This is a genomic window from Bacteroides muris (ex Afrizal et al. 2022) (assembly GCF_004793475.1).
Classification (GTDB): domain Bacteria; phylum Bacteroidota; class Bacteroidia; order Bacteroidales; family Bacteroidaceae; genus Bacteroides; species Bacteroides muris.
This window is the reverse complement of record NZ_SRYZ01000026.1, coordinates 1-15808: the sequence shown is the minus strand read 5'-3', so window position 1 is coordinate 15808 and position 15808 is coordinate 1. Positions and strand designations below refer to the sequence as shown.

Annotated in this window: 10 protein-coding genes and 2 pseudogenes; 10 read left to right on the top strand and 2 right to left on the bottom strand. The window is 43.7% G+C overall.

Translation table 11 applies throughout. From position 1 onward, the window contains the following. Positions 1 to 160 precede the first annotated feature (160 nt). A complete protein-coding gene (locus E5355_RS11790; protein WP_136010546.1) occupies positions 161 to 2101 on the top strand; it encodes a heavy metal translocating P-type ATPase in 1941 nt (646 codons plus the stop codon). A gap of 5 nt (positions 2102 to 2106) precedes the next feature. Next, positions 2107 to 2541, top strand: coding sequence for a Fur family transcriptional regulator (locus E5355_RS11785; RefSeq protein WP_136010545.1), 435 nt, complete (start codon positions 2107 to 2109; stop codon positions 2539 to 2541). Between the two features lie 115 nt (positions 2542 to 2656). Here the strand turns inward: E5355_RS11785 and E5355_RS11780 are convergent. Then, positions 2657 to 3514 (bottom strand): annotated as a pseudogene (locus tag E5355_RS11780) (transposase). Positions 3515 to 3588: 74 nt separating this feature from the next. Here E5355_RS11780 and E5355_RS11775 point away from each other — a divergent pair. The 7 genes and pseudogenes from E5355_RS11775 (at position 3589) to E5355_RS11750 (ending at position 13829) form a co-directional block, all read left to right on the top strand. Continuing rightward, positions 3589 to 4152: an RNA polymerase sigma-70 factor gene (locus E5355_RS11775; RefSeq protein ID WP_136010544.1), complete on the top strand. Its 564-nt coding sequence runs from the start codon at positions 3589 to 3591 to the stop codon at positions 4150 to 4152. Positions 4153 to 4231: 79 nt separating this feature from the next. Next, positions 4232 to 4978 (top strand): FecR family protein, encoded by a 747-nt coding sequence (locus E5355_RS11770; RefSeq protein ID WP_246866941.1) that lies wholly within the window; start codon positions 4232 to 4234, stop codon positions 4976 to 4978. Positions 4979 to 5002: 24 nt separating this feature from the next. Beyond that, positions 5003 to 5236: pseudogene (locus tag E5355_RS19910) on the top strand (DUF4974 domain-containing protein); the annotation flags it as partial. Between the two features lie 116 nt (positions 5237 to 5352). Then, complete coding sequence (locus E5355_RS11765) at positions 5353 to 8799, top strand: TonB-dependent receptor (RefSeq protein WP_136010543.1); 3447 nt, start codon at positions 5353 to 5355, stop codon at positions 8797 to 8799. Positions 8800 to 8812: 13 nt separating this feature from the next. Further along, positions 8813 to 10666 carry a RagB/SusD family nutrient uptake outer membrane protein gene (locus E5355_RS11760; protein WP_136010542.1) on the top strand — a complete coding sequence of 618 codons (1854 nt, stop codon included), beginning with the start codon at positions 8813 to 8815 and terminating at the stop codon, positions 10664 to 10666. A 100-nt stretch (positions 10667 to 10766) separates the two neighbouring features. Further along, the gene (locus tag E5355_RS11755) at positions 10767 to 12326 is read left to right on the top strand and encodes a beta-N-acetylhexosaminidase (RefSeq protein ID WP_136010541.1); all 1560 of its coding nucleotides are present in this window, start codon (positions 10767 to 10769) and stop codon (positions 12324 to 12326) included. 12 nt (positions 12327 to 12338) lie between these two features. Beyond that, positions 12339 to 13829: an arylsulfatase gene (locus tag E5355_RS11750; protein WP_136010540.1), complete on the top strand. Its 1491-nt coding sequence runs from the start codon at positions 12339 to 12341 to the stop codon at positions 13827 to 13829. Positions 13830 to 13886: 57 nt separating this feature from the next. On the opposite strand, the gene E5355_RS11745 is transcribed toward E5355_RS11750, so the two are convergent. After that, a complete protein-coding gene (locus E5355_RS11745; protein ID WP_136010539.1) occupies positions 13887 to 15101 on the bottom strand; it encodes a hypothetical protein in 1215 nt (404 codons plus the stop codon). Between the two features lie 361 nt (positions 15102 to 15462). Here E5355_RS11745 and E5355_RS11740 point away from each other — a divergent pair, with 361 nt between their 5' ends. Further along, the gene (locus tag E5355_RS11740) at positions 15463 to 15729 is read left to right on the top strand and encodes a hypothetical protein (RefSeq protein ID WP_246866939.1); all 267 of its coding nucleotides are present in this window, start codon (positions 15463 to 15465) and stop codon (positions 15727 to 15729) included. Positions 15730 to 15808 lie beyond the last annotated feature (79 nt).

Genomic DNA, 15808 nt, shown 5'->3' with positions numbered 1-15808 from the left:
AAAGAAATCTGCAAAAATCCATGCAACCGAGTAATCCAAGCCAACAGCCGGATAGCTAAAAGCCAAGACATTCAGCAGACTGACCATTTTCATTTTGCAACCAAGTTGCATCCCCTTTACGCTACCTTTGCAACAGAAAATTAAAACAGGAGGAAACAAAATGAGTTGCAAATGCTGCTGCACACATGAACATACAGTAATACAAGAAAAAAGAAACAGTCTGCTGAAAGATTATTGGAGAATCATCCTTTCCGCTCTATTACTTTTCGGAGGTATCATCCTGAATGCTACTGACGCTACCTTCTTCAAGGGAGAATATGTATCTTTGATATGGTACCTACTCGCCTACTTCCCCGTAGGCCTCCCAGTAATGAGGGAAGCCTGGGAAAGCATCCTGCAAAAGGACGTGTTCAGCGAATTCACCCTTATGTCCATCGCCACCCTCGGCGCCTTCTATATAGGCGAATATCCCGAAGGCGTTGCCGTCATGCTCTTCTACTCCTTGGGAGAGCTCTTTCAGGACAAAGCCGTAGACAAAGCCAAGCGTAACATCAGCGCCCTGCTCGACGTACGTCCCGAAACGGCAACGGTCATCAGAAACGGCAGTACGCTTGTCGAAGCTCCCCAACGCGTACAGGTAGGCGAAACCATCGAAGTAAAAGCCGGAGAGCGCGTCCCCCTAGACGGAACGATGCTGGACGAAGTTGCCGCCTTCAACACCTCCGCACTGACGGGAGAAAGTGTTCCCCGCAACATCCGCCAGGACGAAGAAGTGCTTGCCGGAATGATTGCGACCGACAAGGTCGTACGCATCCAAGTCGCCAGACCCTTCGAGAAAAGTGCTCTTTCCCGCATATTGGAACTGGTGCAGAATGCTGCCGAGCGCAAAGCACCGGCAGAACTTTTCATTCGTAAGTTTGCCCGTATCTACACACCCGCCGTCACCGGACTGGCGACGTTAATTGTACTGTTCCCCTTCTTCTATTCGCTGGCAAATACACAATTCTCGTTCATCCTCAATGACTGGCTATATAGGGCATTGGTCTTTCTAGTTATCTCCTGCCCGTGCGCCCTCGTCGTAAGTATTCCGTTAGGCTACTTCGGAGGAATCGGCGCCGCCTCCCGCCTTGGCGTACTCTTCAAAGGCGGCAACTACCTCGATGCCATCACCCAAGTCAACACGGTGGTATTCGACAAGACGGGTACGCTGACCAAAGGCACCTTCGATGTACAATCCTGCCAGACACAACCGGGAATTACGGAAGAGAAGTTGATACAGCTTGCCGCCTCGGCAGAGCGAAACAGTACGCACCCCGTAGCCAAAGCCATCGCAAGCTATGCCAAACAAAGAAATATAGAGCTGATTGCCACAACGGACGTTATGGAAATTGCCGGCCACGGACTGCAAACCATTATGGATGGAACGCGCGTCCTGGTAGGCAACACACGCCTGCTGACTAAATTCGGGATAGAATATCCTGATGAATTGTCATCAATTGTCGATACGATTGTGGTCTGCGCCATCGGAACAAAATATGTCGGTTATCTGTTATTATCAGATACATTAAAAGAAGACGCCGTCAACGCTGTCAAAGAATTAAAAGCTTTAAATATCAATAATATTCAGATATTATCGGGAGACAAACAAGCCATTGTTACTAACTTTGCAGAAAAGCTAGGCATCACCCAGGCATACGGAGACCTGCTGCCGGACGGAAAAGTGAAGCACATCGAAGCACTTCGCAACAACCCTGCCAACCGGATAGCCTTTGTGGGCGACGGCATCAATGATGCCCCAGTTCTTGCTCTTAGCCATGTGGGCATTGCCATGGGCGGACTTGGCAGCGATGCCGCCATCGAAACCGCCGATGTAGTGATACAGACAGACCAGCCTTCGAGAGTGGCCACCGCCATTCGTGCAGGCAAGCAAACCCGCCGGATTGTCTGGCAGAACATCTCGCTGGCTTTCGGAGTGAAGCTGCTTGTCCTCATCCTCGGTGCCGGTGGAATCGCCACACTTTGGGAAGCTGTCTTTGCCGACGTAGGCGTCGCCCTCATTGCGATAGTGAACGCCATACGCATACAGAAACTTATTAAATAGAAAAAATGGAAGAAAAGAAATATTTGGACCTATTGGCAAAAAGAGAAATACAACCCACCGCTATCCGCATCCTGATATTGCGCACCATGATGCAGGCAGGCTGTTCCGTCTCATTGCTCGACCTTGAAACCATGCTGGATACGGTAGACAAATCCACCATCTTCCGTACCCTTACCCTATTCCTCTCCCATCATCTGATACACAGTATAGATGACGGGACGGGCTCCTTCAAGTATGCCGTGTGCAGCGACAGTTGCTCTTGCGCCGTAAGCGACCTGCACACCCATTTCCATTGCGAGAAATGCAACAAAACCTTCTGCTTCACCAACAGCCCCACTCCGGTGGTGAAACTGCCTCAAGGATTTACGCTGAACAGCATCAACTATGTACTGAAAGGCATTTGTCCGGACTGTGCAGCAGAAGCCAACCGGAATGCTTAGTTAAAAACAAAAATCCATGCAGTCATTCGTGTTCTTCTCTATCTTTAAAAGGTATGCCTGCGCTATATTCCCGACCCAATATCAGTATAATATATATCAAAACCCGTTGGCGGAATTAAATTAGCACATATTTGACTCTGCCAATGGGGCTTCCATTTTTACAGTTAATATATTGCAGGATTGTAAGTGCGCTAATCTTCCCGACAATCCGGGTAAACAATCCGTCTGTATCTTTCGCATAATTCCTTATAATCATAAACCGGTCACACAACTGCGAAAATAGGATTTCAATTCTTTTTCTAGCTTTTGCAAAAACCGGATTACTATAGTCCACCTTCACATCCTTCAGATAATGAATGTCATGTACACTTGCCTTGGTGAGGTCAAAGGAATGGATGACTCCACTTAATCCACAGAATGCATGGAATTTATATCCGCAATAATACGCTCCTTATGACGCACAGTATCCTACCCCGGTGCTTTCTCAAAATCCTTCTTCCCCATACCGCAACGCTTGGAACGGAAAAAACGACATACCTCTATCGGCTTCGAGTCAATGCAGAAACAATTTTCGCCTCCATCCATTTCCGCGGCCATTCTTTCCCGGATTGTATTGCAGAGGGATGAAGTGATTTTACGTCTGTCATTGTATCGTGTATTGTCTGCGGGATATAAGATTGGGAATTTCAATCTTATATTCTTGTAACTGTGCAAACAACAATGACTCACTGTCAATACCAACAGCTTCTGACGCCATATTCAATGCCACTATTTCAATGTCTGAGAATCTGGAAACTACTCCTCTTCTTGGCACATTCCCTGATTCACTGACTTAATTAACGGCTACTTGCTTGCATATGTTCAGAAATTTTGCGAATATTGCATATAGGTTGTGCATACGATATTTGTCTATTAAAAGTTTGGTCACCTTTAATTTACCAAATATCAACAATATGCACAATTTTTTATACATAAATCTTTTATCAATTTAATTCCGCCAACGGGTTATTTTTGCACAATTGATAGTATTCACCCAATCTCAACTGCATGCAACCTTTTAATGAAAAACAACTTTTAGAGGCTATCAGTAAAGGAAACGAAAAGGCTTTTGAAATTTTCTTCCTGCACTATTACCCACAAGTCAAAGGATTTATCACCGGATTATTACAATCACCGGAAGAAGCGGAAGATATATCGCAGGATATATTTCTAATGCTATGGGGCAACCGCTCATCCCTCAATACAATCAACAACTTCAAATCTTATCTTTTCCGTGTCTGCAAAAATGCGGCATACCGGCATATCGAACGTGCGTTACTATTCAAAAACTACCAGCAAAAACAAGCCGAAAAGGTTGTTTCCACACCGGAAAACAACGAAACTGACGACAAGATACAACTTAGGGAACTCGAACTACTGGTAGCAATGGTTGTGGAAAAAATGCCTCCGCAACGGAAGAAAATATATAAGATGAGCCGGGAATCAGGAATGAGCAGCGATGAAATAGCCCAAACGTTAGGCATCAATAAACGGACTGTCGAGAACCATCTTTCACAAGCCCTCACAGACATACGGAAAGTGCTATTTATTGCCTTTATTCTATTTTTCTAAAAAAAATATGAATTCAGACCGTGCGTAGTTGACCAGTTACGTATCTTATATAAGAAACCATCACCATAAAAACATTAATATGTCGAATACCTATAAAATAATTAAAAATTTTATTTCCGACAAGTTCAGTCCCGAACTTAAGGAAAAGATGTGGAGATGGCTCATTGACTCCGCAGAACAGGACGAGAAGGAAGAAGCAATGATGCAGGTATGGGAAGAACAAGAATTCAAAACCGATGCAAGCACCATATGCTCTTATCAGAATTTCCGCAAGAAGTTGCCGCATTCACAAAAAACAGCCATTTCTTATACGTTGCGCAAATGGGGACAAGTAGCGGCAGCATTACTCATCCCCCTGCTGTCCATATGGATAGCTTACTTGTATATACAACCCGACGAAAAACCTGTAGAATTGGTAGAATACTTTGTGCCTAAGGGAGAACAGAGGCAAATCACTTTGCCCGACGGTTCCATAGCGCATCTCAATTCAGGGACATTGTTAATATATCCACAGAAATTTGCTAATGACATGCGTTCCGTATATCTGATGGGAGAAGCAAATTTCGATGTAAAGAAAGATAGCCAACATCCATTCATTGTCAAGACCAGCCATCTGAAAGTTAAAGTTTTGGGAACCAAGTTCAACGTACACGCCTATCCGGAAGATAAAAAAACAATCGCTACTCTTGAATCAGGCTCAATTGTTGTTCAGAAATCGAACGATGAGGACATCATTACTCTGTCACCCGATGAGCAACTCGAATATGAGAATCCAACCGGAGAATTCAATAAAAAAATCATTGACGCTTCCTTATACTCCGGTTAGACCAAAGGTGAATTAAACTTTGCCGGAATGACTCTCAAAGACATTTTCACTACAATAGAAAGAATATATAATATACATATCATCGTTCCTCCACATCTAGCCACTACGGATGTATATACGATTAAATTCAAACATAAAGTTCCTATCAAAGATATCATGAATATTGTAACAAAAACGATAGGAAGCATCGATTATAAAGTAGAGGACGAGAACGTGCTTTTAATTTATTCACCTCAAAACAAGAAAGGAGGCAGATAGGCAAAAAAAAGGAAGCCGGTACTTCGCGGATACCAACTCCCCTAAATCAATCAAAATTACTTGATTCAATTTGTAGCATACACTTAAATTAGTATTAATGATTAACTCACAAAAGTATGAAACTTTATAAGTTATCGGGTAAGAATTACCCCGTAAAAATTCATAAAATTTATATATTGTTATTTGCTTTATGTTTTTATAACACAGCCTTCGGGCAAAAACAGCAAATAACGGTATCTATGAAAAACCAATCTCTATTAAAAGTATTTGAAAGTATTGAAGCCCAGACAGATTTAAGTATTGCTTATAATCAGACGAAACTGGACGTCAAACAAAAGGTAACCGTCAATTTCACCAAAGAAACAGTTTCTTCTGTTCTGGACTCGATATTAAAAGGAACCGGATTCACTTACAGACCGGAAGGGAAACATATCATCATAGTCCCTGTTCCGACAAAAGCGGAAATGCCTTCCAATAATACAACTCAACAGAATATAAAAATAAGGGGGATCGTCACAGATATGCAAGGCGAGCCTTTGATTGGTGCCAACGTTCTTGTAGAGGGTAGCAAGCAAGCTACTATTACCAACTTCAACGGAGAATTCTCATTGGAAGTTCCGGCAAATGGTAAACTCCGAATCACTTATATCGGATACACCACACAAGAAGTTCCTGTGAAAAACCAGACATCCTTCAACATACAGTTGCAGGAAGACACACAAATAATGGAGGAAGTTGTAGTTATCGGATTCGGTACACAGAAAAAAGTGAATATGACCGGAGCCGTAGGAGCCGTAAACGTTAAGGAATCCTTAGGTGACCGTCCTATAACCAATGTATCGGCAGCTTTGCAAGGTGTTGTGCCTGGTTTGAAAATTGAATCGGCCACAGGTGCTCCCGGCGATAATATGACATATAATATCCGTGGAACAACTTCCATCAACGGAGGTGAGCCCTTGGTGCTGGTCAACAACGTACCGATGGATATCAATATGATTGACCCACAAGATATTGAAACCGTATCTATCCTGAAAGATGCCGCTTCGGCAGCTATCTATGGAGCGCGTGCCGCTTTCGGTGTTATCTTGATAACGACAAAACAAGGTAAAAAAGATATGGCTCCCAAATTCAACTATAATAACAACTTCTCCTTCTCGAAAGCATTGGAGTTGCCGCAAAAAGCCAGTCCATTGGAGTCGGTATTGGCCTACAAGGAGATGGGATGGGCGAATGACACGTATGTGGACGGAAAAAACATCACCCAGTGGGAATCATACATACGCGACTACCAAAGCGACCCTTCCAAATATCCTAACGGTTATATATTTGACGACAAAGGCAATTTGTTTTTAATGCGGGAAAACGATATGTTTGCCGACATGATGGAAGAATTCGGCTTCATGCAGAACCACAGTTTCTCCGTATCGGGAGGTAGCGAACGCACCAATTACCGCTTAAGTTTAGGATATACCGGTGAAGACGGAATTTTGATAACAGACAAAGACAAGTTTGACCGTATCAATATGTCCAGCTTCCTCAGCGTGGATGTCAACAAATGGCTTACCACTCAGTTGGATATCAGATATGCCAACTCTACTCAAAATAAAGTAGAGCAAGGCGGCCGCAACGGTGTGTGGGGAAGTGCGATGGCTTTGCCATCTTACCATAACATCCTGCCGTATGAACAAGACGGTGTAGTATATCCGGCCGAAACATCGGCTACTTATGTACGTTATGGCGAACCGAGAGTTATCAAGAAAAACGACCTGCGCACATTGGGCCGTGTTATCATATCTCCGTTAAAAGGATTGAAAATAACGGGTGAATATACATTTAACCGCACTACCGAATACAACCGGATGTATATCAACAAATACCGATACATCGGTTTCAACTTTACGGGAGTCCTGAACAATGTGGAAAACTCTAGTTATGCCCTGACACAAGGAACCACCAACTACAATGCCATCAACGTATTTGCCAATTACGACTTCTCCATAGGCAAACACGACATTGCCATCATGGGAGGATATAACCAGGAAGAGAGCCACAAGGAGTCCCAATGGTCGCAACGTACGGACGTATTGTTGGAAAATCTGCCTTCTCTTTCAGGCTCGACCGGTACGGCTTCTGTCAGCGATAGCTTTGACGAATATGCCATCAGAGGTTTGTTCTACCGTGTCAATTATGCATATGCCGGCAAATATATGCTGGAAACCAACGGACGTTACGACGGAACTTCCCGTTTCCCGAAGAAGAACCGTTTCGGATTCTTCCCATCTTTCTCAGCCGGATGGAGAATCTCTGAAGAACCATTTATGGAAAAAACAAGAGACATTCTTTCCAACCTGAAACTGCGCGCTTCGTGGGGTTCTATCGGAAACCAAATTATCCTGAAGCCTAACAATACCCCCGACAATTATCCGTACATTCCTTCCATGGCGCCTTATCTCACAGAATGGTTAGTAGACGGACAGAAAGCCACTACATTGGCAGTTCCTGTAATGGTAAGCAACAATTTCTCATGGGAGAAAGTATATACACTGGACTTCGGTGTCGACTTCGGATTCTTCAATAACCGCCTGAACGGTACTTTCGACTGGTATCGCCGCGACACCAAAGGAATGTTGGCTCCCGGTATGGACTTTCCGTGGGTAATCGGTGCTACTGCCGCCAAACAGAATGCCGCCGACCTGAAAACCTATGGTTGGGAATTGGAATTGAACTGGAGAGACCGCATCAACAAAGACTGGAGTTACCGGATTGGCTTCAACCTATACGACTCACAAAGCGAGATTACGAAGTACAACAACGAAACCAACCTGTTGGGTGACAACATTTATCGTAAAGGTATGAAAATGGGAGAAATATGGGGATACGTCACCGACCGTTTCTACACCGTAGACGACTTCAACGAAGACGGAACATTGAAAGCCGGTATTCCTAAACCGCAAGGAGCCGGAAAAGTGTATCCAGGAGATATCCTATACAAAAACTTCGACGATGATACAGAAACCATCTGGAGTGGACGGGGAACGGCAGACAACCCAGGTGACCAACGCATCATCGGTAACTCAACACCGCGCTTCCACTACGGTATCACCGCAGGAATAAGCTGGAAAGGATTTGACTTGTCTATTTTCCTACGCGGTGTGGGCAAACGCGATTACTGGCGTACCGACCAGATTGCATGGCCTACCGGAAACTGGGGTAGCTTGTTTAAAGAAACGCTCGACTTCTGGACACCCGAAAACACGAACGCACACTTTCCGCGCGTATATGCCAACGATGCAGTAAATACCTCCTACAACCGTTGGAAACAAACCAAGTATCTGGCAGATGCATCTTACTTGAAATTACAGAATATCACACTTTCGTACACGCTGCCCAAAACGTGGTCGCAACGCATCTATTTTGATGAAATGAAAGTATTCTTCAGTGGAGAAAATCTCTATACTTGGGACCACTTGCCCGAAGGATTGGAAACCGATATGTTGCAAAAAGGCATTTGGGAATATCCGTTTATGAGAAAATTCTCTCTTGGTATCAATGTTACATTCTAATAACCCATGCATTATGAGAAAATATTTATATCTGATATGTACGGTTTTATTAACCGGCTGTCTTAATAATGATTTCCTGGAAAGGTATCCTTTGGGAGACCCGACCGCCGAAACAGCTTTTAAAACATACGACAACTTCAAGGCTTACGCCTGGGGACTGTACGAAACCTTGCCTTCATTGGGATACGGTTCGGAAAACTCTACGGACGACATCTCGTACAACCAGACAAGAGGTTCGAGCGAAAGTAACTGGATTCGGAAGTTAGTGACTATTCCCGACACAAAAGACAATACTGTATGGAGTTACTACAGCTATATCCGCCGTGTGAACTTAATGCTCGACCGCATCGAAGGCAGCGATATGACGGATACGGAGAAAAAACACTGGCGTTCTGTGGGATATTTCTTCCGCAGTTACCGCTACTTCTCTCTCCTGTCGGCCTATGGCGGTGTGCCCTGGATTGACCACGTATTGAGCGATGATGAGACGGAATTAATCGAAGGCCCGAGAGCATCGAGAGATGAAATAGCCGAACATATCCTGAACGATTTGAAAGATGCCGAAAGGGATATCAATGTAGACGGCGAAGGGGCAAATACCATCAACAAAGCCTGCGTGCAAGCACTGTTGTCGCGTTTCTGTCTGTTTGAAGGTACATGGCGTAAATACCACGGTTTGGGTAATGCTGAAACCTACCTGCGAGAATGCAAGCGGGTATCTGCCGAACTGATAGAGAAGTATCCCAACGTAGCCGACTGCTATGACGACTTATTCTGCTCACTGGAACTGAAAGACGTTCCAGGTGTAATTTTATACAGAGAGTACTCGAACACCGTCGGTGTGGTACACGCTGTAAGTATCGGCGGAACCACTGCCACATCGTTCTACAATCCTACCCGTGATTTGGTAGACAGCTATCTTTGCTCGGATGGTAAGCCACGCTGGACAAGCGTTCTGTTTAAAGGCGATGAAGACCTGTACGATGAATTCAGCAACCGCGACCACCGTCTATGGCTGCACGTCACTCCGCCTTACACCGTAGACCGTAGCAAATCGAACGACGCATGGGACAACAAATGGGAATTTACCGACAATCCTAAAGACAGAAGTTTCATCGACAGCCTCAGCACGCGTATAGGAATAGGATACGGCACTTCCAAAGAGCGGCAGAAAACGTTACCGTTCCGTCAAGGATATATCGGCGGTATCTTAGGAGCCTCGCCACACTTCGACTTCTTCTTGAACAACCAGCCGTGGTATAAATCAGCTTTCGGATACAACAACTGGAAATACTATTGCTGCTACTTAGACATGGGTAGCCAACGAAATGAGGAGACGGATATGCCTATCTTCCGCATCGAAGAAGTGATGCTGAACTATGCGGAAGCCATGTGCGAATTGGGCGAATTCGACCAGACCGTAGCCAACCTTACCATCAACAAGTTGCGCCCACGTGCTAATGTAGCACCGATGATTGTTACGAATATCAATGCTTCTTTCGACCCGAAGCGTGACAAAGGAAACTCCGATTATTCGGGCGACTACGAAGTAAATCCCCTGTTGTGGGAGATTCGCCGTGAGCGACGCATCGAGCTCTTCTCCGAAGGTTTCCGTTTCGACGACCTGAGAAGATGGAAGAAATGCCACTATGCACTGAAAAAGAAACTCGGACAATTTGTACGTTCATCCGACTTCCCCGGCGTCAGTGTCACCATCGACGGTGGAGGTAGTGAAGGGTATCTTGAGTTCCATCCCCAACAGACTCATCTGTGGCCCGACTATTATTACCTCAACCCCATCCCACGCAACGAACGAGTGTTAAACCCTCAACTCGAACAAAACCCCGGTTGGGAAAGTGAGAATTAATAAATAGACCTTAATCAATTAAAACTGTCCAAAGTGTTTGCCACTTTGGACAGTTTATTCTTAACTTTACCTACAAATAACCATTATCAAGATAACCTGTATGAAACACCGATTATCCATTCTTCTCCTGCTTGTATCCTATGCAGCCATCACATGCGGTCAAATCGTCTTTCCCTCTCCCAACCAAGTGGAAATGAAAAAAGGCAAACTCACCTTACGAAAGAACATTCCCATGTACACTGCGGACACCACCGCATTTTACGTAAGCCTTTTGCGTAGCGAAGTGCTCCGCAACTCTTCCGTCAAATGGCAGTCCAACGCATCGACCGCTCACATCTGCTGGATGAACGACCCGTCGCTTCCGCCCGAAGGATATAAGATAAGCATCAATCCGAAACAGATGACCATAACCGCCTCCGGCGAAAGAGGATTCATCTACGCCGTGCAGACTTTGCGTCAATGGGTTTCGGGCCCGGCCGGGAAACTTACCTTTGCCTGTGCCGACATCACCGACTCCCCCAGTATGCAATGGCGCTGTTTTATGCTGGATTCCGGACGCCAGTACCAACGGGTATCCACCATCAAAAAGTACATCGACATGGCTTCCCTGCTTAAAATGAACTATTTCCACTGGCACCTGACGGAAGGGTTGGGATGGCGGATAGAAATCAAGCGGTATCCGCGCCTTGCCCAAATAGGAGGTTCGGTAGGAAAGGCAGAAGAACAACACGGATTCTACACACAGGAAGAGATACGTGAAGTAATCAGCTATGCCAGCCAGCGCAATATCACCATCGTGCCCGAGATAGATATGCCGGGACACGCGGAAGCTGCTCTTTCCGCCCATTCGGAGTTGGGCTGCTTCGGGCTGCCCGTCGAAGTGCCTCAACATGGATTCACCCAAAACATATTCTGTGCCGGAAAAGATGAGGTGCTGACTTTCCTGAAAAACGTATTGGACGAAGTATGTGAACTATTCCCCTCCCCCTACATCCATTTGGGAGGAGACGAAGCACCGAAGGGGAATTGGAACAAATGTGAAGACTGCCAAAAGAGAATAGCAGCGTTGAATCTGAAAGACAGTCACGACCTCCAACTATGGTTCTCTGCACAGATGGCAAACCACTTGAAGCAAAAGGGACGCAAAGCCATCTTCTGGGGAGATGTCGTATATCAGGACGGATATCCGCTGCCCGACAATACAGTCATCCAATGGTGGAACTACCGTGGACATAAAGACTTAGCGCTCCGCAATGCACTCAAACACAACTATCCGGTCATTTGCAGCTCCAACTACTATACGTATCTCAACTTCCCGCTCACTCCGTGGCGGGGATATGCAAAAGAACGCACGTTCGACTTGAAAGACTTGTATTTGAACAATCCTTCAAACAAGGCCTGCAATGAAAAGAATCCTTTGATTCTCGGCATGAGCTGCGCATTATGGACAGACGACGTAGTGACGGAACGCATGATAGACCAACGCCTGTTTCCCCGCATCATCGGACTGGCAGAACAGATGTGGTATCAGGGAGAGCCACTGGACTTTACCCGTTTCTATGAGCACGTGCTTCAAAAGAAAGAATGGTTCGAACAGCAAGGATATGAATTCGGGCCGGCTTTAAAAAGCGAAGTGCCGCAAGATTACAAATGGGATTAAAAAAAGAATATCATGAATAAAAGGAACTTATTTATCGGTGTTTCCGCCCTATGCGGCAGTTATCTACAAGGGCAGACTTTACATACACAACCCAACATTATTTATATTTTAATGGACGATCTGGGATATGGGGATATTGGGTGTTTCGGACAACAAAGAATAGAAACACCCAACATCGACCGTTTATGCAAAGAAGGCATCAAACTGACACAGCATTATTCCGGTTCGCCTGTATCAGCTCCGGCACGTTGCGTATTAATGACGGGCATGCACTCTGGACACTCACAAATCCGTTTCAATAATGAAATGACCGAACGCGGAGCCGTCAACAACTATGATTCCGTATATGTGCATAAAGAACTGGAAGGACAGTTCCCCTTGCAAGCCAACACGATGACTATCGGACGAATGATGCAACAGGCAGGGTATGCTACCGGATGTTTCGGAAAATGGGGACTTGGTTATCCGGGATCCGAAGGAACGCCCGGCAAGCAGGGCTTCAATCAGTTTTATGGATATAACTGCCAGCGCCAGGCACATACGTATTATCCACCATTTTTATATAAGAATGAAGAACGTATCTATTTATCCAACAAGGTGACCGACCCGCACCGAAGTCCCTTAGACAAAAATGCTGACCCGAATGATCCGGCCAGTTATGCCAAATATACGCAAAAAGAATATGCTAACGACTTAATCTTCGATGAACTTCTAAAATTCGTCAGTACCAATCAATCCACTCCTTTCTTCCTGATGTGGACTACTCCCCTACCACATGTATCCCTACAGGCTCCTGAACGTTGGGTGAAGTATTATGTAGAAAAGTTCGGTGACGAAGAACCCTATACAGGCAAAGCGGGTTATCTGCCCTGCCGTTATCCACATGCCACCTATGCAGCAATGATCAGCTATTTTGATGAACAAATAGGCGGATTGATAGAAAAATTGAAAAAAGAAAATCTATATGAGAATACACTTATTGTTTTCACTTCCGACAACGGAGCCACATTCAACGGTGGAAGTGATTCGCCCTGGTTCAACAGTGGCGGTCTTTTCAAGTCGGAATATGGATGGGGCAAATGTTTCCTGCATGAGGGTGGAATCCGGGTTCCGGCAATCATGACATGGCCGGGACATATCAAACCTGGTACGGAAAGTGATCATATTTGTGCTTTCCAGGATGTAATGCCTACCTTGGCTGAGATAGCAGGGATTTCTTGTCCACCGACAGACGGTATCAGTTTCCTCCCTACATTACTCGGTAAAAAAGAAGAGCAAAAGCAACACGAATACTTATATTGGGAATATCCCAATCCCAGAATCGGAAACAAAGCAATCCGCATGGGAAAATGGAAGGGAATCATTACGAATACACGGAAAGGCAATACACAGATGCAACTCTATAATCTAGAGAATGACATCAGGGAAGAACATGATGTAGCTGCACAGCATCCCGATATCGTGAAGCATCTCGAACAATTAATGAAAGAGGCTACCAAGTAAATCGGTTTTGACTCTTTTTATTACAGATATTATTTGCTACATAAAAGGAGATGATGGTTAGTACCGTGTAACATTTAAAGCATTTTTAATATCATTGGCTTTAACATAAAAAGAGCATTTGTTACCACTCGCATCTAACATAGAGCCTTTATGAATACCCACTGTGTATCGTGTATCTGTTGAGCTTACATACGAATAAACAATGCCACCACTATCTCCACCTGCTGAATTATATCTCGTTCCTGTCATTGGATAAAATTCTATAGCTTCATCTTTATCTTTAATTCTTGCAGTTGTCGTATAAATTTCCCCCCAAGTACGCTGAGTCGTCTGACCTATTTTATTAACAGTAAAGCCGACACCATATTCTTTAATGTCAGGACTTATTTCACCACTAGCTGTACTTCCTGGGTATTTATATAATTGGTTAGAACCCTCATAATCTGAATTTGTTATCTCAATAAAAGAAGCATCCACAGTCCCTTTATACATCCACGCTGTAATTTTACCTATCGTTTGACCATTAACTGTAAATGTTTTACCAAGAGCATTCGAATGTCCACATGTTACCAATCCTATCTTGCCATCTTTTTTAGCTCTATAACCTATTGATATATTTCCAAAAGGTGCCCCTGCTAAAAAAGGATAATTTGCGGCTCTTGTTTCAATTGCACAAGAAGGTTTATACTCAATTTCTTCGCTATTAGAATTACCAAATGGAATTACAGGTAATTCATATTTAACAGATGCTTCAACAAAAATTATCGTTTCCGAATTTGAAACATTTTCTCTAAATGCCTGTTTCGCATTTTCAGAAAAGTCTGTTAGTTCCACTATTATCCTATTCTGCTTATCATCTATATAAAATACCAAAAAGTTATTATAAATTTCTCGATTGTCCGAAAGTTTGTACTCTGTAAGTACATCAAGAACATTAAGCAACTCATTATATGAGTATTTACATGGTTTTGTAACAGCACCTTTTGGTACGAAATTCAAATTTTTCGTTTCCTGTCCTTCAACAATTAAAACAACAAACTCTCCATTGCTATCAAGATAACTTCCTCCATAGTTATCCGGGTATGATGCATTCAAACTTCTTGTTTTCACAAGTGAAGACTGCAAGTCTTCATAAAGTTGATACGCATCTTCTTCAATCATCGCATCTTTTGTAACGTTGTGAGCATCCACATCTAATTTGGACATTTTTTCTTCATTTGAGCAAGAAAATAAAATTCCTCCACACAAAAATAGCAAAAAGAACTTTTTCATAAGGATTTTATTTTAGTTAATAATGAACCTAATTATTCTGTCTCCTTGCCATTAGTGGACCTGGAGGAGTCTCTGAATGATATTATCTGATTTTCAAAAGAGTTACAAAACACTAATAATCAACACTATAATAAAAAGATATCTACTATATAAATTCAATTAATATCATATACTCTTAGAAATCGGGGGAGTAGTTAAAGGGGGTTACTCCCCCCGATTAGTCTTCGTATCTTCGCTCTTGGAATTAGGCAAGCAAACCCATGGAAAAGTAGTTTGTACTATCAGTCATATGCATGTAGTGTCAGCCCATTTCCCTTTTAAAATCTTCTCTTTAGATTCGCGGTAAAATTAAATAAAACGTATGAAAAAGACAAATTTTAGCACAAGAGCCTATGTAATGAAGAACGGGCAGGTAATGATTCGGGTAAGATGGAACAGCAAGAAGAATGAAGTCGGTTTCTCGGTTGGTTATACTATTGATCCTTTAAAATGGGATAGTGACAAACAACTGGTGAAAAGTAATACGACCCATAAAATCGGTGAGAAGATTGTCTATGCCCGTGAGATTAACAATGCCACACCATTTCCTCTCTTTTCAAGTCCGAAACGGGCCTTGAATTCTTCATAACCATAAAAATTATAGAATAACATAATTTAAGTTTCGCAAGTTCAGCTTGCTAGTTTTAATTTGTAAATATCGCATATAT